Below are 22,008 nucleotides of genomic sequence, written 5' to 3' on the forward strand. Positions count from 1 at the left end.
TTTCCGTTTCCATAAGGAATAAAGGAAAGGGATGATGAACGAACTGTAGTAATTAAGGAGGAATATAATAATGGCAACACAAGTAAAGCGTTTTGAAAACAAAGTAGCATTGGTGACAGGCGGGCGCTCTGGGATTGGTCGGGCGATTGCTTGCCGGCTGCGTGATGAAGGAGCGACTGTCATCACTGCACAACGTGGGAAAGATGAAGAATTTGACTGGGTGCAGGCAGATTTCTCCAATCCGCATACTCCGGATCAGGTGATAGAGGAGGTTATCAATCGGGCTGGAAAGCTTGATGTACTCATTAACAATGCTGGGATGATGCAAGAGTCTTCCATTGAAGAATTAAGTGTGGAGGATTGGGAACGTAATCTTCATGTGAACTTGACTGCTCCTTTTCTTCTGATTCGTGCAGCATTACCTTATCTGCGTAAAACGCAAGGTAATATCGTCAATACTGGTTCGGTAGAAGGATTGGCTGCTAACCCCGGGCATGCTGCGTATAGTGCTTCCAAGACTGGAGTCCATGGATTGACTCGTGCAGTAGCTGTGGATCATGGCCATGAAGGAATTCGCTGTAATGCAGTGGCTCCGGGCTGGATTGATACGGAACTAAACCGTGAATTCATTGAAAATACACCGGATGCAGAGGCGTTCCGAAATAACATCGGCCGCATTCATCCTGTCGCTCGTACAGGTTCTCCGGAAGAAGTAGCTGCACTTGTGGCTTTTCTTGCAGCTGAAGAGGCAGGATTTATTACTGGGCAGATTTATACCGTAGACGGAGGCAGAACGGCTAAGTTGAGTCTCCCTTAAGCAAGGAAGGCTTTTCCGTCTCTGTGTGCTGTTTGACAAATAATGCATCGATTATTTCAGATTAAAAAAGCCATTGCAGCATGACCGCAATGGCTAATCTAATTTACTGCGTATACAATTCATATATCTGATCCAGTTTTTCTTCTAACTGTTCCAAGCGGACGAAGCGGTCTGCCCGGATATATTCTTTGCCTTCAATGATTAAAAGTATAATAGGGACAGTGAAAACGGAGAACTTTTCAGCTACTTCTTCTACCTTTGCAGCATCAATATGTCCTAAATGAATCAGCGGATAATTATCCAGCAAACTGCTTATCTTTGGTAATAGGGCATGACATACACTGCAATCTGGTCTGGATATGAATAAGAAGCTAAGCTCATGATGTTCCAGGAAGTCCTCAGCCATTTGTATGGTAGTCAGTTCATATACTTTTTTCATCGTTCTCCACCTCGTAAAGCTTATTCGTACCACATCATTTCTAATATAAGGGAAACAGCTTGATAAAACAAATATGTTACTTCGTGTATAACAAATAGCCTTTTATATTTCATTTATCCATATACTTGCGAATCAAGTTACCTGTTTCCACCTTATTCTTAGATGTCTATCAGTAAAAAGGGCAGTACGTTTAGTGAGCAATTTGACCGCCATCGATAACATATGTCTGAGCCATCACGTAACTTGCTTTATCAGATGACAGGTAGAGCACCGTTTCTGCAATTTCCTCTGGTTTAGCCGCCCGGTCTGCCGGGACGTTTCCAATCATTTCTTCTCTAATCTCAGGATCTTCCAGTTTTTCCTTAGCCAGCGGTGTTGCAGTAACTCCGGGAGCTACTGCATTAACACGTACCCCTTTATCTGCATACTCAATTCCGGCAGCTTTAGTCAGACCAACAACGCCATGTTTTGCAGCAACATAAGGAGACATATCCGGATCAGCAATCAGCCCAGCCACAGAAGCGGTATTTACAATACTTCCACCGCCTGCTTGAACCATATATTCCAGTTCGTACTTCAAGCAGAGAAAGACGCCTTTTAAGTCAACCGCAATGGTTTTATCAAATTCTTCTACAGTTGTATCAATAAAAGATGCAATTTGAGGTAGTACGCCGGCATTGTTAAATGCACAATCAATTTTTCCGAAATGAGCAGCCGTTTGTTCCACCAGCGCTTTGACTTCCTCCGGATTACTGACGTTTGTTTGAAAGAAAACAGCTTCTCCGCCATGATCTTTAATTTGTTGAACAACCTTGTTACTCTCTTCATTAATATCACCAATCGCAACTTTTGCTCCGCGTTCGGCAAATTTTAATGCAGTTGCTTCGCCGATTCCGGAAGCTGCTCCGGTAATTAATACAACTTTTCCTTTGAAATCTTGTTCTTGTGTCACATTTATCATCCTTCCCAAATTCATTCATCGTTTCTATATTCCCGTTTTAGTTGTAATGTATACATCATTCATACTTTTAATATTTTACTATTAAATAGTTTAGTGCTAAAATAATAATATAAAAGCATTTAACGACATTAGAAAGAGCAGGGAAAACGTATGAAAGAGACGCTGTTTTTTGAACTTATTCATAACACAGAGCTCTTCAGTGATAAAATGATGACTTTGTTTATGAAAAAATTTAATAGAAACATAAGTATTTCTCAGATTGTGTTTTTATGGAAATTAAATGAAAAAGAATCTGAAAAGCTCTCTGTTATGGCGAAAGAAATTGGTTATACTTCCGGGGCAATTACGGGAATAACAAGTAAGCTGGTGGAAAAGGGATATATTAAAAGGAAACCGCAAGAAAATGATCGCCGTGTCATTTTAATTACGATTACGGAAAAGGGAAAAGAATTATTGGACGAGGCGCAGCAGCGGGGGCAGGATGTATTGAATGAAGTATATACTGCTTTAGACGAGGAAGAGATTGTGCAATTACTCCGGATTAAAAAGAAATTAATCCATCAAGTTCAGCAGCTGAATTAAGTAATTCACCTGCTGAGTGAGATTTGGAAACGGTTTAACAATAGGATGTTTAATATGTGCATAAAAGTTGCGATCCTGTAAAAAAAGAAAGGGGAGGAACATGGCTAAATTAGATAATAAAGTAGCTATTGTTACTGGCGGTGCTGGCGGTATTGGTGCAGGTATCGTCCGGGCATATGTAAAAGAAAATGCCAAAGTAGTGATTGTAGATATCGCAGAAGAAAAAGGTAAAGCATTAAGTGATGCATTAAATGAACAGGGATATGAAACAGTATTTATAAAAACCGACTTAACGGATAAAGCATCCTTACAAGCATGCGTAGATGAAGTTATTGCTACATATGGTCAAATCGATATTTTGGTCAACAATGCACATGCTTCCCGAATGCAAGGATTTTTAGACATTACTGAAGAAGAGTTAGAGTTATCCATGAAAACTGGATTTTTTGCAACATTTTATTTATCCCAGATGGTCATTCCTTATTTGAAAGAAACCAAAGGAAATATGATTAACTTTGGTTCTGGTGCAGCAATGAAAGGTGATAAAAATCAAGGCTCTTATGTTGTTGCCAAGGAAGCCATCCGGGGTATGACACGTGTGATTGCCAATGAATTTGGCGAATTTGGTATTCGTGCTAATCTTATTTCCCCCATTGCTTATTCAGAAGGCGTAGAGCAGTGGAAAGAAGCAAATCCTGAATACTATGAAAAAGTATTGGAAGGAATCCCGCTCCGTCGCTTTGGTGATGTGGAGCATGATATTGGACCAGCTGCTGTATTTTTAGCAAGTGAAGATTCAAAATATATCACTGGTCAGACACTGATGGTTGATGGGGGAAGTATTAAGATTTATTAAAAAACAAATGTAGGAGGATTTAAATGAGCAGATTACAAGACAAAGTAGTTATTATTACTGGCGGAGCACAGGGTATGGGAAAATTACATGTAGAAAAAGTGTTGGAAGCAGGAGCGAAAGTAGCATTTACAGATATTAATGAAGAAGGCGGTCGTCAAACAGAGAAAGAACTAAATGGAGACGTTCTTTTCATCAAACATGATGTAGCCAGTGAAGAAGATTGGAAAACAGTAGTAGATACCGTTATGGAAAAATGGGGACGTATTGACGGATTGGTCAATAACGCCGGCATTACATTTAATACCCCACTGGAAGAACTATCATTAGATGACTATATGAAAATCGTAAATATTAATCAGGTTTCTGTATTTTTAGGAATGAAAGCTGTCACACCTATTATGACAAAACAGGAATCGGGATCAATTGTCAACATTTCTTCCATGAATGGATTAGTTGGCGGAGCAGTTGGCTATACGGATACGAAATTTGCTGTCCGTGGTATGACAAAAGCGGCAAGCCGTGAATTATCACCACTCAATATCCGTGTAAATTCGGTTCATCCTGGTGTGATTCAAACACCGATGCTGGATAGAGAAGATGCCAAAGCAGCGATTGAGCAGATAAAACAGGCTATCCCAATGCGCCGTGTCGCCCAACCGGAAGAGGTTTCTAACATGGTTGTATTCTTAGTTTCCGATGAAGCAAGCTACTCTACTGGTTCCGAATTTGTAATTGACGGTGGAATTACAGCATTGTAATTTCAAATGCCATTTGATTGAAACATCTGTATAAAACAGGTCTTCAAAAGCAGAATGCTGCAAATAAGCGGTGTTCTGCTTTTTTTATTTATTGTACAATAGTTCTGTTTTACAAAAATTATCACGGAGTGTTATTATTAAACATAAGTAAATTGATGAGGATTAAGATATAAATAGATGAAGGGGTGCTGTATCGAATGGAAAGAGGGGAATACAGTTATTTGGTTTGCTCTATTCTTTACTCATATAATATGAAATATTACTAATTTTTTGGATTTTTTGACATATATAACGTGACCATTTACTATTAAGAGTACATGTTCAAAAGTTCCAGTTTCGCAGATATCACCATAAGCAAACAGCCAGAAAAATTTATCACCCCAGAAGCGAAGAAGCATACCAACAGGCAGCTTTTGAGCAATTATTCATTAGGTAACAGAGGGATTAAATACATATTTAAAGGGGGATTTGTTTTCTCATCTTATGGAGAGAAATATGTTATGACAGAAACGTGGTATTTTTTAGACACCGGTAAACAAACACCTGCCTATAATATGGCAGTAGATGAATGCTTGCTCCAATGGCATAGCGAAGGCAAAATACCGCCGGTTCTTCGTTTTTATGAGTGGGTACCTGCCGGGCTTTCCGTTGGATATTTTCAAAAAACGAAAAATAGAATTGACTTGCAAGCAGTGGAAAAACATGGATTTCACCTCGTGCGGAGATTAACTGGCGGCCGAGCTGTATTGCATGATAAGGAACTTACGTACAGCGTTATCATTTCCGAACAGCATCCATGGATGCCAAAGTCCGTCAAAGACGTCTATCTTATTTTGTCGAAAGGGTTATTAGAAGGGTATCGCAATCTGGGTATTGCCGCAGATTTTGCTGTACCGGAAGAAAAGCTGGCACCCTCCCAATCTGCCGTTTGTTTTGAAGAACCTTCCTGGTATGAATTAGTAATTGATAATAAGAAGGCAGCAGGGAGCGCGCAAACAAGGAAACAGGGCGTTATATTACAGCATGGATCTATTCCGCTCTCTGTGGATAAGGATACATTATATGACTTGTTTATTTATCGTAATGAAAAAGTCAAACAGCGCGCCCGTGCAGCATTTGATGATAAAGCGATTTCAATCGATGAAGCAGCTGGAAGAGAAGTGTCTTTGGAGGAAACGAAAACAGCGCTAAAAGCCGGTTTTCAAACAGGTTTAGATATCGAATTGAAGACGTTTACCCTTTCTGAAGAACAAGAACAGGAAATTCATGAGCTTATGTACAGTAAATATGTAACAGATGAATGGAACCATTCCAGATAGGAGTCGATCAGATGGCAAAACAAGAAGAATATTTACGGAAACCCGAATGGCTGAAAATTAAGTTGAATACGAACAAGTCTTATAACCATTTGAAACATTTAATGCGTGACAAACGCTTAAACACGGTCTGCGAAGAAGCAAAATGTCCGAATATTTATGAATGCTGGAGTGAACGTCAAACTGCTACGTTTATGATTCTTGGTGATACATGTACAAGAGGCTGTCGTTTTTGTGCAGTAAAAACAGGTCTCCCAAATGAACTGGACTGGAATGAACCCAAACGAGTAGCGGAGTCTGTGGAGATTATGGGATTGAAGCATGTTGTTGTGACTGCTGTCGCCCGGGATGATTTAAAAGATGGCGGTGCAGCTGTTTTTGCAGAAACGGTACGGCAAATTCGTGAAAATGTGCCTGGCTGTACGATTGAAATTTTACCTTCAGACATGAAGGGAGATTATGAAAGCTTGCATACACTTATGGGAAGCGGTCCGGATATTTTCAACCATAATATTGAAACGGTAAGAAGATTAACGAAAAAGGTGCGTGCTATTGCCCGGTATGATCGCTCTTTGGAATTATTGAGAAGGGTAAAAGAAATTGCGCCAGACACCCCTACAAAATCAAGCATTATGGTTGGCCTTGGAGAGACAAAAGAAGAACTTATCGAGGCGATGGATGACCTTCGAGCCAATCATGTGGATATTGTAACGATCGGCCAGTATCTGCAGCCTACGAAAAAACATTTAAACGTCGAACGTTACTATCATCCTGATGAGTTTGATGAATTAAGAGAAATTGCTCTTTCGAAAGGATTTACGCATTGTGAAGCGGGGCCGCTCGTACGTTCTTCTTACCATGCAGATGAACAAGTCAGCGAATCTGCTGCACAACGCCGAATTAAATATATGAAAGGTTATGAAGAAACAAGCGGAAAAGAATTGGATAATATGACATTTTAAAAATATACCTTTTAAATTAAAAAGCAGTGTACCTCTCTGAAATTAGAAGTACACTGCTTTTATTATCTTGCTGTCTACTGTAAAGGGAACATCGCGTTGTTCATACGGATTTTTGTCCATTTCTGTTAAGAGATTTGAATCCTAATCCTCTTCCGAATCTTGAGCTATTCCGTCAAGAATGGTTTGCAAGTTATGTTCAAGGTAATCAACATAAGAATCTGCTTCGCCTAAATCCCCCGAGTACAGCGTTCCAGCAATAGGTACATCCGTTTCTTCTGACACGGTATTCATTGGCCGTTCGTCACCATTGTATTCAGTAAACAATGCGTTCGGTTCATTTTCATTCACAAACTCAATAGCTGATTTAACCTGTTCTGGAGTACCCTCATCGTTTCCGTCAATTTCCCATATAAAGCCTTCTTCTAAGCCATAATCTTCCGCTACATATTGGAAGGCTCTTTCACTTGTAACAAGGATGCGGTCCTCTTCCGGAATTCCGCCAATTTTTTCCTCATATTGCTGGTCCATGTCTTGTAGTTCATTCAAAAAGGCATCTGTATTTTCTTCATAGACCTCTTCATTATCCGGATCCATTTCGATGAGTGCATCACGGGCATTTTCAGCCATCTCTATCCCGGCTTTGGGACTAATAAAAGCATGGGGATTGACTGTTCCTTCATTTTCTTTCAACCCGCCAAGTTCTTTTTGTTCCAATCCGTCTGACAGAGCAAAGACATTGTCATTATCTTTATTTTTATCTGCCGCATTCAATAGCTTGTAAACCCAGTTTTCGTTGTCACCTTCTAAGCCTTCCAAGTTCCATCCAAAGTAGAAGAAAGCATCTGCGTCGGCTGTATTTTTTGTATCATCCGGAGAAGGGTCCCACTCATGAGGTTCCTCGCCGGCAGGAATGATGTTATAAACATCTACCTGGTCACCGCCAACTTGTTCAACGATATCCGATAGTATACTAAAGTCACCAACCACTTGAAGCTTTCCGTCTCCGCTAGAGGAATTATCCTGGTTGTCCTGGCCGCAGGCTGCTAAAAGAAGTAATGCCATGGCACTAAGTATACTGGACAATAGGATATTTTTCATTTTCACTTTTTCCATCTCCTTTATTTTTCTTATTCATTATAGAGCAGCTTTTTTTCGTTTTGATCTGATTGTGCGCCAAAGCAAACCTTGCTTAGGTGAAAAGACAAAAACCAAAGCAAATAATATAAAGGATGTGATTACTATCACTGCTCCTGATTCAAGGTCATATACAAAGCTGAAATATAATCCCACAAGGGAAGCAAGAACCCCAAACAAGGATGATAATACAAGCATAATCGATAACCGGTTGGTTAACAGATAAGCAGTGGATGCCGGTGTAACTAACATTGCTACCACCAGGATGACACCAACTGTTTGCATTGATGCAACAGTCACTAATGTTAACAGAACCATCAGCATATAGTGAATCAAGCGCGTCGGTAAACCATAAGCTGCTGCCATGGTTGGATCAAACGTAGATACAAGCAATTCTTTATAAAATAGAATCACAACAAGCAACACAACGGCTCCGACAATCAACGTCAACCACATATCAGAGGTCTGAACAGCCGTCAAGCTGCCGAACAGAATACTATCTAAGTTGACCCCGCTCTGGGCATGGCGTATTAAAAGGACGCCTAATGCCAAAAAGGCTGTAAAAACAATTCCAATGGATGAGTCGTTCTTAATACGGCTGTGTTGATTCACATAGCCGATACCAAGAGCGGCCAAAATACCAGCAATCACCGACCCGTAAAAGAAATTGATATTAAGCATGAAAGAAACAGCAACGCCTGGAAGCACCGCATGGGAAATGGCATCCCCCATCAGCGCTAATCCTCGCAGGACAATAAAACACCCAAGAATACCGCATATGATGCCGACCATAACTGCTGTAAACAATGCTTTTTGTATAAAACTATATTGCATAATATCCGCAATAAAACTCATCTGTTCCCACCTCCATTCGCTTGTAAAAATGGAACCTGGGTTTGATAGGCTTTCGTAATTGTCTCTGGTTTTAGCACTTTGTGCGTAGAACCATAATCAATTAATTCTGTATTAATTAATAATAGATCATCGAAGTATTCTTCTGCTTTGGAAAGGTCATGGTGAATGACAATAACTGTCTTGCCATTATCACGTAATTCCTTAAGAACGCGAATAATCGTCTCTTCGCTAGTCGCATCAATGCCCACAAAAGGTTCATCAAGAAAGAATAACTGAGCCTCTTGAGCTAATGCACGTGCCAGAAAGACGCGCTGCTGTTGTCCACCTGATAATTCTCCAATTTGGCGTTTTTTATAATCACTTAAACCGACTTGTTCTAAACATTCATAAGCTCGTTTTCGATTTATTTTTTTGGGGCGGTGAAAAACACCCAACTTTGGAAAAGTCCCTAATAATACCGTATCCAAAACATTAATTGGGAAATCCCAGTCGATATTATTACGTTGTGGTACATACGCAATATTTTTACGCATTTTGTTGACGGGTTCTCCAAAAACTTCAATATTTCCTTTATCCTTGGAAATCAAACCAAGTGCTGCTTTCATCAAGGTAGACTTACCTGCGCCATTCGGTCCAATAATACCTGCCAGTTTTCCTTGCTCAATTTGAAAATGGATGTTTTGTAACGCGGTTTGTTCACCATAAGAGACTGTTAGGTTATGAACGGATAATGCCGCACTCTTATGATTCATCTTTATCCCTTCTTTTTTAATTATTTACTCGACTTTCACACCTAAGAAGAAGCATATAAACCTTGCTGTTCCAGGATGGACATGATCTCTATTATCATGCCTACTTTTCGTTAAATCATCCTTCTATTTTTTGAACAGGATAGGCTGTATAGCAACCGCCCCGGGCAAGCCCTACGCTTTCCGACATACAAATGTTTTTCGTTGGGGCGAGTAAGCGCAGCCCCAGCCCCAGTCCCAGCCCCAGGACGTTGCGTTCTTAGTCCGCCACGGGGGGCGACTTCAGTTAACTTGAAAAGAAAACCGCTTTTCAAATGGATCTTCAGCTCGACCAATTCCTATGGAAAGGAAGTTACTTTTTAAAGGGCGAAAGTTGAGTTATTTCATTATAAAATGTCATATGTTGTGAACACACAGTTAAATTGTTTTGATTACATTGTGTAGTATGAACCTCATTTATTTTTATGTCAACAATTAAATTGCCCTTAGGAAACTTTTGCTGAATAGGATATAATTTTTTGTTTATTGGTTGAAAGGACGGTGGCATAAAGGATGAAATGGTATATCGATTATGCATTTGCTGACTCTAGTATGATTTTTAGATCAAAAAGTGATACGATAAATAGATAAAAGAATTATCTGATTATAAAAGAGGATGAAGCTTTTGGGTGAAGGAGGAGCAACAGATGAGTGCATGGGCACTAGCCATCGTTGTGGTTTCAGCTGTTATTCATGCAACATGGAACATTTTGGCGAAAAAATCCTCAGGAGGCGCTGCATTTGTATGGCTATATATGTTAACGAGTGCGGTGATTTATGCCCCTCTTGCTTTTATGGTAATAATATGGAGTGATGTGAAATTTGGATGGGTAGAACTTGCATTCATTTTAGCGAGTGCTCTGTTACATATGCTCTATGCAGTAACCTTGCAAAAGGGATATCGCATAGGTGATTTTTCATTGATTTATCCGATTGCCCGTGGAACGGCTCCGATGCTGATTGCGGTAGCCGCGTTCTTCTTGTTAGAAGAAGAGATCCATTGGCTTGGACAAATCGGGATTTTATGCATTGTTTTCAGTGTATTTATATTTACAGGCGGATTTCGGATTTTACGAGAAAAAAATGTACTCTATCCCATTTTGTATGGTATCTTCATTGGCTGTATGATTGCGAGTTATTCCCTTTTAGATAAATATATTGTGAGTGTGACGGTAATCCACCCAATCTTACTTAGTTATGGAAGCATTCTTGGACAAGTGATTTTACTAATTCCATTTGCTAAAAAACATTGGCAGGAAGTCCGTCAAAACTGGAAGCGGTTAAAGCTGGAGACAATCGGCGTGGGTCTATTAAATCCATTGGCTTATATATTGATATTAATTGCCATGGTAACGACACCAGTAAGTTATGTTTCTCCGGTAAGGGAGCTAAGTATATTAATAGGGGCCATATTTGGAGTCATTTTCTTGAGAGAAGATTTTGGACGACGAAGAATTATTGCTGCAGCGGTGATGGTTATTGGTGTTATTGCAATAGCAATTTCTTAAGCAAGGATAGCGAACGGAATCTCATGAAGGAATTTTGCTGCTGGCGAAAATCAACGGAAGCAGCTGACACTTCATCCCTCAGGTATTTTACGTGCTAGTCAACTTAAAATTTATTTTTCCAATCGTTTTAGTTTGTTTGTGTTTCATATGCTCCAAAAAAGGGAAGAGTTTTATTACTTTAAAAGCAGAAGAATACACATGCCCTAAAATGACTGTTATTTAAAGGATGGAGGAGTTCAATCTTTCATCATAAGGTAAATGAAAAAATATAAACATGTATTCGTTAGAATTTTCACAGGAAAAAGCCATTTAGAATGATATATCCGTTGGGAGCGAGGGGGAACAGATTTCTGAATAAGTCATGATTTAGGGCAGAAAACAATTCCTTATGTACCTAGAATTTATTAATTTTTCTTGAAAAATGTTATGATAATTTTACACCGATTGAACAGGGGGAGGAAACAGCATGATGGAAACAAAGGATAAAAACGCCTCATTGCGAAATGACGTTAATATGCTTGGGAATATATTAGGGGAAGTTTTGAAGCTTTATGGCGGAAAAGAATTATTTGATAAAGTAGAGACCATTCGGGAAATGACTAAAAGTTTTCGCAGTGGGTCTGATAACGACACATATCATACGTTAAAAAAGGAAATCAACAGCTTAAAGCCACCATTGCGTCAACAAGTTATCCGCGCTTTTTCGATTTATTTTCATTTAATTAACATTGCGGAACAAAATCATCGAATCAGACGCAAACGCCAATACTTACAAGATGAGAATGCAAGCCAATCTTTTTCGATAGAAAGAGCGGTTACGAAAGTGAAAGAAAGTGACCTGACAAATGATGGGATTCAAAGTGTGCTGAATGATTTATCTATTGAATTGGTTATGACAGCACATCCAACAGAAGCAACAAAGCGGACAGTATTGGAAATACAAAAACGGATATCGGCACATTTGCGTAAGCTGGACAATCCGCTTACAACACAAAGAGAGAGAAAAGATGTGGAAGAAAGCCTGTTTAATGAAGTCACGGCTTTATGGCACACGAATGAATTAAGACAACGGAAACCAGAAGTATTAGATGAAGTGAAAAATGGACTTTACTATTTTGATCAAACGTTATTTGAAACATTGCCAGATGTCTTTCAAGAATTAGAGGCGCAATTACAAGAACAAATTCCAGTGAAAAAAGACTGGCAGGTGCCAAATTTTATCAATTTCGGTTCTTGGATTGGAGGAGACCGGGATGGAAACCCGAATGTCACGCCTGAAATAACCTGGCAGACACTGGAACTGCAGCGGAACTTGATTTTGAAAAAATATGATGCTTCCATGGTTGAGCTGATGAGACGATTCAGCCAATCCAGTGAACGTATCACGATTAATCAGCAGTTTATTGATAAGGTAGAAGAAGAAGAGTGTACGTATTTGAATGAGCAAGATAAATGGCCTATCCAATCGGAAGTATATCGACGCAAATTTGCAGTTATCTTAAAACGTTTGCGGGAAACAGGGAAAACTTCCCAAGGATATCACGATGCGGAAGAACTGGTTCATGATCTCAAAGAAATCAAGGAAAGTGCAGAGGCGCATTTGCCAGAACCAAGAAGATTAAAAACGATTCGGAAACTGATTCGTCAAGTAGAAATGTTCGGCTTCCATTTAGCGACGCTGGATGTACGAAATCATAGCGGCGAACATGAAACAGCGATTCATGAGATTCTGACAGCCGCGCATATTACAGATGATTATGCTGGAATGACAGAAGAAGATAAACAGAAAGTATTGAGTGAGGTATTGAATGAGCCGAGACCTCTGCTGCTCTTTGATGGCGGCTATTCAAAAGAAACACGGAACATTTTAGAAGTTTTTCGAACGATTAAAAAGGCGCATGAGGAATTCGGAAAACGAGCGATTGAAGTTTATTTAATCAGCATGTCGGAATCACCAAGTGATCTGTTAGAAGTCTTAGTGCTTGCTAAAGAAACCGGCGTTTACCGTTTGTATCCAGATGGTACCGTGGAAAGTGATATTGATGTTGCGCCATTACTGGAAACGATTGACGACTTAATCGCAGGACCGGAAATTATGAAGACATTATTTGAAATGGATGTCTATCGCAAACAGTTAGAAGCACGCGGCGAACATCAGGAAATTATGCTCGGATATTCCGATGGAAGTAAAGACGGGGGTACGTTGAGCGCCAACTGGAATCTGTTTAAAGCGCAGGAAGAAATCCATAATATGGCGAGACAGTATAATATTCGTCTGAAATTCTTCCATGGACGTGGCGGTTCCCTTGGCCGCGGAGGCGGTTCATTAAGTACAAGCATTCTTTCTCAACCGGCAGAGACGTTAGAGGATGGTGTGAAAATTACAGAACAAGGAGAAGTGCTTTCTTCCAGATATCTGCTCGAAGATATTGCTTACCGGAATTTGGAGCAAGCAGCTTCTGCTTTATTTACCAGGTCTGCTAAGACATTAAATACACCTGCCCAAGAGGAATTGCGTCAAAAAGAGTGGGAAAAGGCAATGGAATCGATGTCGGAAAAATCATTGCAGAAATATCAATCACTTGTGTTTGGTGACCCGGATTTTCTAACATTTTTCCACCAGGGAACCCCGTTGACGGAATTAGGCGCTTTAAATATCGGTTCGCGGCCGATGAGCAGAAAGAACAGCCAGCAATTTGAAGACTTGCGGGCGATTCCATGGGTATTTGCATGGACGCAATCCAGATATATGTTGCCTGCCTGGTATGCAGCAGGTACAGGGCTGCAATCCTTCATGGAAGAAGACGACAGCCATCTGGAAATCTTACAAACCATGTATAAAGAATGGTCATTCTTTCAATCGACTATCAACAATTTACAAATGGCATTGATGAAAGCAGATATGAAAACGGCCAAAGAGTATTTGGAGTTAGTGGAAGATCCTCATGTGGCAAAACGAATTTATGAAGACATTGCAGATGAATATGAACGGACCAGAAACGCATTGCTGCAAATTTCCGGCAATGAAGAGCTGCTCAGTCATACACCGACTATCCAGGAATCTGTTTATCTCCGTAATCCATATGTTGATCCGCTCAATTTTCTGCAAGTAGATTTAATGCGGCAATTAAGAGAAACGGCAAATCCTTCTGATGAATTGGTGACAGAGGTATTGCTGACAATCAATGGTGTAGCTGCAGGATTAGTGAATACAGGTTGATAAAAAATAACCATTCTGAATGAAAAAAATGATGTAATGTATATCCTGCTGTCGAATGATTGATGGAATCAGGAGAATATAGGAAACAGAAAAGAAGCAGTTTTCTTGAATAAGGAACTGCTTCTTTTCTGTGTTTGTTAGGCACTCTTTTTACATGCTTTTGCGCATGCAAAGCAAGCATCCGCGCATTTCTGACAATGTTCATGCTGATGTTTTTTGCATTCGTTTCCGCACGCTTCGCAAATTGTAGCACAAACAGAAGCCAAGTCAGCGGCGAAAGGTGTATCTCTGCATAGAGCTTGTGCCAGATAGGAACAGATTTCCGCGCATTCCCGGTCCAGGCGGATGCATTCTGCCATCATCTTTATATCTTCTTCTTTCAGACATGCATCATAACAGTGATTACATGCGACAATGCAATCCTGTAGGGCATTGATAAGCGCTTGATGTTGTTGATGTAACATGAAAAAATCCTTCCATAACGTATTTTATCGTACATGTTGTAATGTCCCCTTGAAATGAAATATTAATCGGTATCCGGGAAATTTTTCGGATGCTTAAACTGCTCTGTCATCTATCAGAGGTTTGGAATTACATATAAAAAAGAAACCAAAATCGTTATGAAAGCATTAGTTATATATAAGACAAACTATTCATATACATACTTATATCATGATATAAAAGAATAAAAGGGAAAGTGTACATTAGAAGGAACGATTGATTTTCTTAAAAATAGCAGCCAACTAGTGAAAACGAAAATCAAAGAGGATTGGAGGCGATGTAGGATGGGATTAGCAAACATAGGGATTCCTGGATTAATTCTTATTATTGTTATAGCATTAATCATTTTTGGACCCAAAAAACTGCCGGAGATTGGGAAAGCAGCTGGGCAAACATTAAGAGAATTTAAAAGCACTGCAAATGATATTATGGAAGATGATACGGAGAAAACGCACCAGAAAGAAAAAAGTTAGCCATACAAAAATAAACTCCAGAATCTTTTGGAGTTTATTTTTTATGAGAGAAGCTACTTTAGAAATTACCTGCCATTCACTTTATTTTCACACCTTGCAGCCGTTTGCGGGCAGAATGATGCTGTGCATCAATAGGGATAGGGTTGCCTGCATTACCCATCCCGAATAATGGCATATTTCGGTAGACAGACTCATAAGTGCCGGCTTGTATTTGGTAGGTTTCATGATAAAAGCCGACTGCATCGTTTTCTCCCACTTTTTTATTGAAATGCTGCCATGCAGTCAAGTGCTTTTTTCCCTTTGCATATGCCAGTAAATCTTCTGTGGAACGCCAGTATTGAACCATCATCGTTGTACGCAGACCAAAGTAGCTTTCCATGGAAAGAAATCCTAATTCTTCCTGATTTTCATAGAGTTCTTTTATCATACGTGGCATTGCCATAAAAACAGGTCCCCATTTACGAACCGCTAGCCTTTTATTGATACGCATTCCAATAATAAAAACAACAACGTCTTGATCATTTTCTGTCGTGTATCTGCCCGTAAATATTTCTTTACCCATGGATGATTCCTCCTTTAAAATGTTAGAGTTCTTTTATCGTTGCATCGCACCATGCAATAGCAGCTTCAGTCACCCGTTTTCCATAATCCAAGGTAAAAAGCCAATATTTTGCATCCCTATGATTGTTGTTATAACGGGAAATGCCTTCTTCAATACCTTCATACGTTTGGTACAGTTTCTCTAACTTTTGTTTATAATCCTCTAAAAGGTAACGACTTTGCTCCTCTGTCTGATGTCTGCCAAAAAATAGCTTTAATAATACCTCATTCCGCTCAACTGGCAACTGCTTTAACGGTTGCTCCAACCAATTTTTTAAAACTTCTTTTCCTTTCTCTGTCAGAAAATATTCCTTACGTTCTGGTTTTCCTTCCTGAGCTGATGTTTGAACGGTAGCTAAACCTTCTTCTTCCAGCCGCTTTAACGTTGGATAAATCTGTCCATAGCTGATTTTCCAAAAATGATTCAAGCTATTATCAATAAACTGTTTTATTTCATAGCCTGAATGGCACCCTGTGGTTAAAATACCGAGTACGGCATACATCGAATCGTTAATTTTTTTCATTTATCTCACCTTATATCTTTTTGATATATATCATTTAGATATATAGTACATGAATGTATGTAGAAAGTAAAGGGGGTAATCCGTTTATGGTATTTCTTTCATTAATGGAGCTCATATATTCCTGCTGATAAAAAAGAACCAGTAATGTAAAATCACTTTAAACAGGATTTTACACTGCTGGTTAATTAGCAAATCGGTTTTATGAACGATAGAATAGGAATAAGTTTACTTTATTTTAATAACAATTTTTCCTTTTGCCCTGCCTGACTCTGAATACGCCATCGCTTTTTGTATATCTTCAAAAGGTATCACACGGTCCATCAATGGTTTGATTTTGTCTGCTTCGATAAGTTCTGTAATCTTGTTTAATTGCTCACCGCTTGGTTTCATAAATAAAAAATTATATTGAACCTGATTTTGTCTTTCTAATTTCGTTATTTTTCTTGATACCAATCGAAAAGCGATTGTTTTCCAAAAAGGGTAATGATTCTCTTTTCCGAAGCGGGCATTTGGAATATCAGAAATAGATACAATTTTTCCGCCGGGTTTCAGGATTTTAAATGAATTGATTAAAGCATCCCCGCCTAAAGTGTCATATACATAATCATAATCAGCTAGTTTTTCCTCAAAGTTCTCTTCACGATAGTTTATCACCTTATCCGCACCTAGCCTTTCTACTAAACCTTTGCCGGCGCTGCTTGCGGTTGTAGCGACGTAAGCACCCATCTCTTTTGCAAGTTGAATCGCAAAGGTTCCGATCCCGCCAGAGCCTGCCTGAATCAAAATTTTGTCTTTCGGCTGAAGGTTTAATATCTCATGAAATGCCTGATAGGTAGTTAAGCCGACTAATGGTACGGACGCTGCTTCTTCAAATGTTACGTTTTCTGGTTTGAATGCAATATCATCTTCATGAATAGCAATATATTCAGCAAACGTTCCGATTCTTGATTTTCTTGGACGACCATAAACAGGGTCTCCAATTTTAAATTTCGTTACATTTTTTCCCGTTTTGATAACCGTTCCGGAAAAATCATTTCCAAGAATCAATGGCATCTTATATTTGATAAGCGGTTTTAATTTTCCATCTCTAATTTTAAAATCAACGGGATTAATACTGGCAGCGTGAATTTCTACTAGTACATCATTATTCGATACTTTAGGCATAGGGACGTTTTTCAATTGAATGTTTTTCTGTCCATATTTATGAATAAGCATTGCTTTCATTCGTTTTTTCATTTGGAAAATCTCCTTCTTATTAGTTTAAACATTTAAACCATTGAACTGATAATAAATAATAAAGATATTCTAAAAAAATGTCAACTCATCGATTTAAAGGCAGTTTTCAAATTATTTTGAAACAGCCGACATAAGACGATGTTGTTGACTCATTTTAAATTTAATGGTTTAATAATTTGAACGATTGAACTAATGAAATGAATCGAGGATGTATATGAAAACAAATAAAATAGAAAACTTAAAATATGAATTGGAGGAAGTAAAGGATCTTCTCATTGCTTTAGGAGATGAAAAACGACAAATTATCATTATTGCTTTACTGAATGATCATGCGTGCAATGGTCTGCGTGTCATCGATTTAACGGAAGAAACAAAACTGTCACGACCGGCGGTATCTCATCATTTAAAAATACTGAAACAAATCGGTATTGTGGCTATACGCAGGGAGGGGACAAAGAATTATTATTATCTTTCCAACACAGTGCCGGAGATGGAGAAATTGAGAGATTTGCTGAATAATGTTTTGGAAGTAATGGATGGAAGGGAGGAGGAAAGGTAAATATGTTTCAAGCGCAATTTGACTGGTACTTGAAACATATTTATTTTTCTTCTACTTGAATCATTATCTTTATGACGTAGTTTGCTTTTACATCCAAGCTGATTCCATCCATTAGATATAAGTACTCTTCAAAGCTGTCGCCACAAATACGGTACCCTTTTTTATCCAGATAAGCTTTTATTTTATCATATGTTTTATACGTACTCAGATAGCTCCCTTTATGGTAGCCAATGATATATTTCCCAGCCTTTGTGTGGTATGTTTCCGTTAAATGAAGCGAGTTTTCACGCAAAAAGAAGTGGGAATAATTTAAGTAATCACCTGTCTCTATTTGTTCCTGGCGAATGAGAGCTCCCCAATTTTCAACATTGATTTCGCCTTGCTTCACGTATTTCATAAAAGCGATTATCATTTTTGTAATATCTTTATGCGAGTAATTTAAAATATTTTCACTTAATACAATCTGTTCCATTTCCATATCCGTAATGGTAAATTGATCAAGGTCTAACTGTAAGGCTCTTTCCGTTTGCTTTTTCTGATTTGAAATCAGCTGTTGTGTTCGCTGTAATTTCTCTATTTTCTTATCTATCAGTTTCTCTTTTTCTGTTAATAAATCAGTAATCTTCTTCGGATTTTTAGATTGTAAAAAGTCTTTAATTTCTGCTAAAGACATTCCAATTTCCTTTAACATGTCAATCAAGCTATAAGCCTCAGCTTGCTGAATGGAATAAAAACGATAACCATTTTCGTTTTTATATTCCGGTTCCAGCAGGCCAATATCATCATAGTGGAAAAGTGTTTGTTTTTTGACATCACATAATGCTGCAAATTCTCCCGTTGTCATCAGTTTGTTGGAAGCGTCCATTTTTTTCACCAACTTTTCACTTGAGTATATGGTAACCATATACTTTATATTCTACTATAGAAAATGGAAAAATGTCATGCGAAATAAGTGAGGGATTGGTTTATGTTAAATTATTTGAGTTTAGCTGCTACAGCGTGGTTTATCGGATTTTTTCCGATGACTGAAATATATATTGCGGTTCCAGTTACGATGGCGATGGGGCTGGATACGGTGTCCTCTATTGTCTGGTCAAGTATAGGGAATTTTTTGCCGGTTCCTTTGATTGCCTTCTTTTATTCATTGCTTGCGAAGTCGAAACGTATTAAGAAATGGATGGATAAATTAGCGGAAAGCAAATATAAAAAACGCATTGAAAAACAAGGTCCGCTTGTTGTCCTGCTTATCACCCCTATTGTCGGCTCATGGGCAATGGCAGTAATTGCTAATGGAGTTGGCATGAATAAAATAAATTTATTCCTGTCTGCAGGAGGGAGTATTTTATTATATGGTATTATACTAGCTGTTTTAACGCATTATGGAATTGATTTTGTGAGTTAAAAAACAGAAAATAAAAGTGTTGGAACATATAGGATTAAAAGGCGCCCATATGCAGCGTCTTTTAATATATGTATTGTTATGTGTTTTAAAATAATACTAGCTTTATTTTTAAATGATTGGTAAAATATAGACAATTCAAAGAAAGGAAGTGTTCTATTGTTTACAGCACCAGTCATTTTAGAAGAAGAAGCAGACTACATGAAGCATGATCGGCTGACGAAAAAGCTGATACAAGAGTTTTTTGAAGAATTTATCGAAGGATTTTTCCCCGACCTTCACCCCTACATTGATTTCTCCAACGTCACATTCTTTGAACAGGAAGTCTACCTGGACTACATCGAAGGCTCCAAAAAGGAAATTGACGTGCTCGCCGAAGTGAAGTTGCATCACGAGGATAAAATTCTCCATATTCACACCGAAGCGCAATCCACCCATGAAGCTGATTTCCCCGAAAGAATGTTTCTCTACTTCAGCTATCTTTACGCCAAACACCGCAAACCAATTCAACCTATCGCCGTTTTGAGTTATAATAGAAGCCAAGAAGAACCGACACAATTCAAAATCGATACACCAACCCAAGAAGTACTTCAATTTAACTTTTTACAATTACAATTAAGAAAGAAAAACTGGAAAGAATATATTCAATCAGATAACCCGGCCGCAGCCGCATTGCTTAGTCAGATGGGCTATGAAGAACACGAGCGTGTCCAGGTAAAGTTGGAATTTCTGCGTATGATTACCCGTTTGAAAATCAATCCGGCGCAAATGGAGTTTCTTAATGGTTATTTCGAGACGTATTTAAAACTAAACAAAAAGGAGGAGGAACAAATGATGGAGAAAATGGAGAACTTGCCAGAAGAGGAAAAAGAAATGGTCATGCAGCTGCCGAATTCTTATTTTGAGAGAGGAAAGCAAGAAGGAATAGAAGAAGGGATAAAAAAGCGGAACCAGGAGTTAGCTTTGAAACTGATAGCAAGAGGTATGTCAACCAGTGATATTGCAGAGATTACAGACTTAAGCGAAGCAGAAATTAAAAAGCTTGCTAGTGAGTAAACAAATAAAATAGGGTATCTGTTTCCATAAACAAACAAAGTGAGCTGGTTTTATTGTAAATTGGCTCACTTTGTTTATATGAAGCCAAACTTATTACGAGACTTATTTAAAACGAAACAAAGAGGAGGAACAAATGATGGAGAAAATGGAAAACTTGCCGGAAGAGGAAAAAGAAATGGTCATGCAGCTGCCGAATTCTTATTTTGAGAGAGGAAAGCAAGAAGGGATAATAAAGCGGAATCAGGAAGTAGCTTTGAAACTGATAGCAAGAGGTATGTCAACCAGTGATATTGCAGAGATTACAGACTTAAGCGAAGTAGAAATTAAAAGGCTTGCTAGTGAATAAACTTCAAGTAACCAAATTCCATGCTCGCTAATTTGAAATCAATTCTGATATTTTACTTGATAAAACAACAAAAATAAGAGGCACTAAATTCCTCGTTTTCTTTCTTGATAAAGCTCCGTGATTGCTTTATAGTAAATGCACTGTTACGAAATGTCATCCTGCAATAAGTAAGAAGGAGGAAATCATTATGTTGTATGATTGCGCAGTTATAGGAGGAGGACCTGCCGGATTAAATGCGTCCCTTATTCTAGGCAGGGGAAGGCAGCAAGTGATTTTATTTGATGACGATACACCCCGCAATGCAGTCACCCAGGAATCGCATAATTTTATTTCCAGAGATGGGGTTCATCCTGCCGAATTTAAAAAAGCATCTTATGAAGATTTAAATAAATATCCAACGATTTCCGTTCAAAGGAACCACGTGGTTGATATTGTTCCGACTGCTTCTTATTTTCAAATTCAAACAGAGAAAGGGCAGCAGTATGAAGCACAAAGGGTTATTTTGGCAACGGGATTAAAAGATATCCTTCCAGAGATAGAAGGTATGCATCAGTTTTACGGAACGAGTCTGTTTGGATGTCCATATTGTGATGGATGGGAGCTGAAAGATCTTCCATTAGTCTATATTGCTGCATATCCGCATGCTTTTAATAGTATTAAAATGGTTTCCAATTGGAGTAAGGACATTGTCGTTTGTACGAATGGGAAAGATAGCATTTCTCCGCAGGAAAAAGCTATTTTATCCCAAAAGAATATCCAGGTGATAGAAGACGAGATTTTGCGTCTGCATGGAGAAGGCGGGCAATTAAAAAGCATTCAATTTAAGAATGGAAAGGAACTCCAGCGCGAAGCCGGATTTATTTCGACTAAATTACAACAAGCAGCTCCTTTTGCCGGACGTCTGGGTTTAGAATCCAATGGCATGGGAGGAATTAAAATAGACCCTTATGGTCGTACAAGCAGAAAGGGTGTATATGCCGCAGGGGATAATGCTGGTGGACTGCCTCAGCAAGTAATTGCTGCCGCAGAAGGAAGTAAAGCCGCCATCAGTGTACTTAGTGACTATGTGGCTGAAACCTTTTAATCCATTTATGTTTATTCATTCTTTTTTTCATCAT

The 22,008-nt window shown here is 38.7% G+C and carries 24 protein-coding genes; 14 read left to right on the forward strand and 10 right to left on the reverse strand.

Annotated features, from left to right (window positions below):
- The first annotated feature begins 70 nt into the window (after positions 1–70).
- Positions 71–817 (forward strand): SDR family NAD(P)-dependent oxidoreductase, encoded by a 747-nt coding sequence (locus tag B7E05_RS06910; RefSeq protein WP_080873515.1) that lies wholly within the window; start codon positions 71–73, stop codon positions 815–817.
- A gap of 103 nt (positions 818–920) precedes the next feature.
- Here the strand turns inward: B7E05_RS06910 and B7E05_RS06915 are convergent, their stop codons facing one another.
- Together B7E05_RS06915 and B7E05_RS06920 are read right to left on the reverse strand one after the other, a co-directional pair.
- The gene (locus B7E05_RS06915; protein ID WP_080873516.1) at positions 921–1,256 is read right to left on the reverse strand and encodes a thioredoxin family protein; all 336 of its coding nucleotides are present in this window, start codon (positions 1,254–1,256) and stop codon (positions 921–923) included.
- Positions 1,257–1,446: 190 nt separating this feature from the next.
- Complete coding sequence (locus B7E05_RS06920; RefSeq protein ID WP_245833007.1) at positions 1,447–2,208, reverse strand: SDR family NAD(P)-dependent oxidoreductase; 762 nt, start codon at positions 2,206–2,208, stop codon at positions 1,447–1,449.
- Between the two features lie 159 nt (positions 2,209–2,367).
- On the opposite strand from B7E05_RS06920, the gene B7E05_RS06925 reads away from it, so the two are divergent.
- The 5 genes from B7E05_RS06925 (at position 2,368) to lipA (ending at position 6,691) form a co-directional block, all read left to right on the forward strand.
- Entirely contained in the window at positions 2,368–2,799 is a 432-nt protein-coding gene (locus B7E05_RS06925; RefSeq protein WP_080873518.1) for a MarR family winged helix-turn-helix transcriptional regulator, read from the forward strand.
- Positions 2,800–2,899: 100 nt separating this feature from the next.
- On the forward strand, positions 2,900–3,655 hold the full coding sequence (locus B7E05_RS06930) for an SDR family NAD(P)-dependent oxidoreductase (RefSeq protein WP_080873519.1): 756 nt from the start codon (positions 2,900–2,902) through the stop codon (positions 3,653–3,655).
- Between the two features lie 23 nt (positions 3,656–3,678).
- Entirely contained in the window at positions 3,679–4,413 is a 735-nt protein-coding gene (locus tag B7E05_RS06935) for an SDR family NAD(P)-dependent oxidoreductase (protein ID WP_080873520.1), read from the forward strand.
- A gap of 500 nt (positions 4,414–4,913) precedes the next feature.
- Complete coding sequence (locus B7E05_RS06940) at positions 4,914–5,732, forward strand: lipoate--protein ligase family protein (protein ID WP_080876239.1); 819 nt, start codon at positions 4,914–4,916, stop codon at positions 5,730–5,732.
- An 11-nt stretch (positions 5,733–5,743) separates the two neighbouring features.
- Positions 5,744–6,691 (forward strand): lipoyl synthase, encoded by a 948-nt coding sequence (lipA, locus tag B7E05_RS06945; protein ID WP_080873521.1) that lies wholly within the window; start codon positions 5,744–5,746, stop codon positions 6,689–6,691.
- A 141-nt stretch (positions 6,692–6,832) separates the two neighbouring features.
- On the opposite strand, the gene B7E05_RS06950 is transcribed toward lipA, so the two are convergent.
- The 3 genes from B7E05_RS06950 to B7E05_RS06960 are packed head-to-tail and all read right to left on the reverse strand — an operon-like array spanning position 6,833 to position 9,432.
- Positions 6,833–7,789, reverse strand: a complete 957-nt coding sequence (locus B7E05_RS06950) for a metal ABC transporter solute-binding protein, Zn/Mn family (protein ID WP_245833238.1) — start codon at positions 7,787–7,789, stop codon at positions 6,833–6,835.
- A gap of 36 nt (positions 7,790–7,825) precedes the next feature.
- Positions 7,826–8,680, reverse strand: coding sequence for a metal ABC transporter permease (locus B7E05_RS06955; RefSeq protein WP_080873523.1), 855 nt, complete (start codon positions 8,678–8,680; stop codon positions 7,826–7,828).
- Positions 8,677–9,432 (reverse strand): metal ABC transporter ATP-binding protein, encoded by a 756-nt coding sequence (locus B7E05_RS06960; protein WP_080873524.1) that lies wholly within the window; start codon positions 9,430–9,432, stop codon positions 8,677–8,679. Before B7E05_RS06960 ends, B7E05_RS06955 begins: the two co-directional genes overlap by 4 nt.
- Before the next feature lie 683 nt (positions 9,433–10,115).
- Here B7E05_RS06960 and B7E05_RS06965 point away from each other — a divergent pair.
- Positions 10,116–10,976, forward strand: a complete 861-nt coding sequence (locus B7E05_RS06965) for a DMT family transporter (protein ID WP_080873525.1) — start codon at positions 10,116–10,118, stop codon at positions 10,974–10,976.
- A 466-nt stretch (positions 10,977–11,442) separates the two neighbouring features.
- Complete coding sequence (gene ppc / locus B7E05_RS06970; RefSeq protein WP_080873526.1) at positions 11,443–14,196, forward strand: phosphoenolpyruvate carboxylase; 2,754 nt, start codon at positions 11,443–11,445, stop codon at positions 14,194–14,196.
- Between the two features lie 137 nt (positions 14,197–14,333).
- On the opposite strand, the gene B7E05_RS06975 is transcribed toward ppc, so the two are convergent.
- Entirely contained in the window at positions 14,334–14,660 is a 327-nt protein-coding gene (locus B7E05_RS06975) for a four-helix bundle copper-binding protein (RefSeq protein ID WP_080873527.1), read from the reverse strand.
- Between the two features lie 321 nt (positions 14,661–14,981).
- Here B7E05_RS06975 and tatA point away from each other — a divergent pair, with 321 nt between their 5' ends.
- Positions 14,982–15,170 (forward strand): twin-arginine translocase TatA/TatE family subunit, encoded by a 189-nt coding sequence (gene tatA / locus B7E05_RS06980; protein WP_080873528.1) that lies wholly within the window; start codon positions 14,982–14,984, stop codon positions 15,168–15,170.
- A 76-nt stretch (positions 15,171–15,246) separates the two neighbouring features.
- Here tatA and B7E05_RS06985 read toward each other — a convergent pair whose 3' ends face one another.
- The 3 genes from B7E05_RS06985 to B7E05_RS06995 all read right to left on the reverse strand — a co-directional run bounded on the left by B7E05_RS06985 (position 15,247) and on the right by B7E05_RS06995 (position 17,518).
- Entirely contained in the window at positions 15,247–15,732 is a 486-nt protein-coding gene (locus B7E05_RS06985) for a DUF4188 domain-containing protein (RefSeq protein ID WP_080873529.1), read from the reverse strand.
- Positions 15,733–15,754: 22 nt separating this feature from the next.
- Positions 15,755–16,294: a PadR family transcriptional regulator gene (locus B7E05_RS06990; protein ID WP_080873530.1), complete on the reverse strand. Its 540-nt coding sequence runs from the start codon at positions 16,292–16,294 to the stop codon at positions 15,755–15,757.
- A 225-nt stretch (positions 16,295–16,519) separates the two neighbouring features.
- The gene (locus B7E05_RS06995; protein ID WP_080876240.1) at positions 16,520–17,518 is read right to left on the reverse strand and encodes an NADP-dependent oxidoreductase; all 999 of its coding nucleotides are present in this window, start codon (positions 17,516–17,518) and stop codon (positions 16,520–16,522) included.
- A 226-nt stretch (positions 17,519–17,744) separates the two neighbouring features.
- Between B7E05_RS06995 and B7E05_RS07000 the strand changes: the two genes are divergently transcribed.
- The gene (locus tag B7E05_RS07000) at positions 17,745–18,089 is read left to right on the forward strand and encodes an ArsR/SmtB family transcription factor (protein WP_080873531.1); all 345 of its coding nucleotides are present in this window, start codon (positions 17,745–17,747) and stop codon (positions 18,087–18,089) included.
- A gap of 40 nt (positions 18,090–18,129) precedes the next feature.
- Here the strand turns inward: B7E05_RS07000 and B7E05_RS07005 are convergent, their stop codons facing one another.
- Positions 18,130–18,954 carry a MerR family transcriptional regulator gene (locus B7E05_RS07005; RefSeq protein WP_245833239.1) on the reverse strand — a complete coding sequence of 275 codons (825 nt, stop codon included), beginning with the start codon at positions 18,952–18,954 and terminating at the stop codon, positions 18,130–18,132.
- A gap of 102 nt (positions 18,955–19,056) precedes the next feature.
- On the opposite strand from B7E05_RS07005, the gene B7E05_RS07010 reads away from it, so the two are divergent.
- From B7E05_RS07010 to B7E05_RS07025, 4 genes are all read left to right on the forward strand, one after another.
- Entirely contained in the window at positions 19,057–19,491 is a 435-nt protein-coding gene (locus tag B7E05_RS07010) for a small multi-drug export protein (RefSeq protein ID WP_080873533.1), read from the forward strand.
- A 156-nt stretch (positions 19,492–19,647) separates the two neighbouring features.
- The gene (locus B7E05_RS07015) at positions 19,648–20,544 is read left to right on the forward strand and encodes an Rpn family recombination-promoting nuclease/putative transposase (RefSeq protein WP_080873534.1); all 897 of its coding nucleotides are present in this window, start codon (positions 19,648–19,650) and stop codon (positions 20,542–20,544) included.
- 136 nt (positions 20,545–20,680) lie between these two features.
- A complete protein-coding gene (locus B7E05_RS07020; protein ID WP_080873535.1) occupies positions 20,681–20,890 on the forward strand; it encodes an RpnC/YadD family protein in 210 nt (69 codons plus the stop codon).
- A 187-nt stretch (positions 20,891–21,077) separates the two neighbouring features.
- Entirely contained in the window at positions 21,078–21,974 is an 897-nt protein-coding gene (locus B7E05_RS07025) for an NAD(P)/FAD-dependent oxidoreductase (protein WP_080873536.1), read from the forward strand.
- Positions 21,975–22,008 lie beyond the last annotated feature (34 nt).

The organism is Oceanobacillus timonensis (assembly GCF_900166635.1).
Lineage (GTDB): Bacteria > Bacillota > Bacilli > Bacillales > Amphibacillaceae > Oceanobacillus > Oceanobacillus timonensis.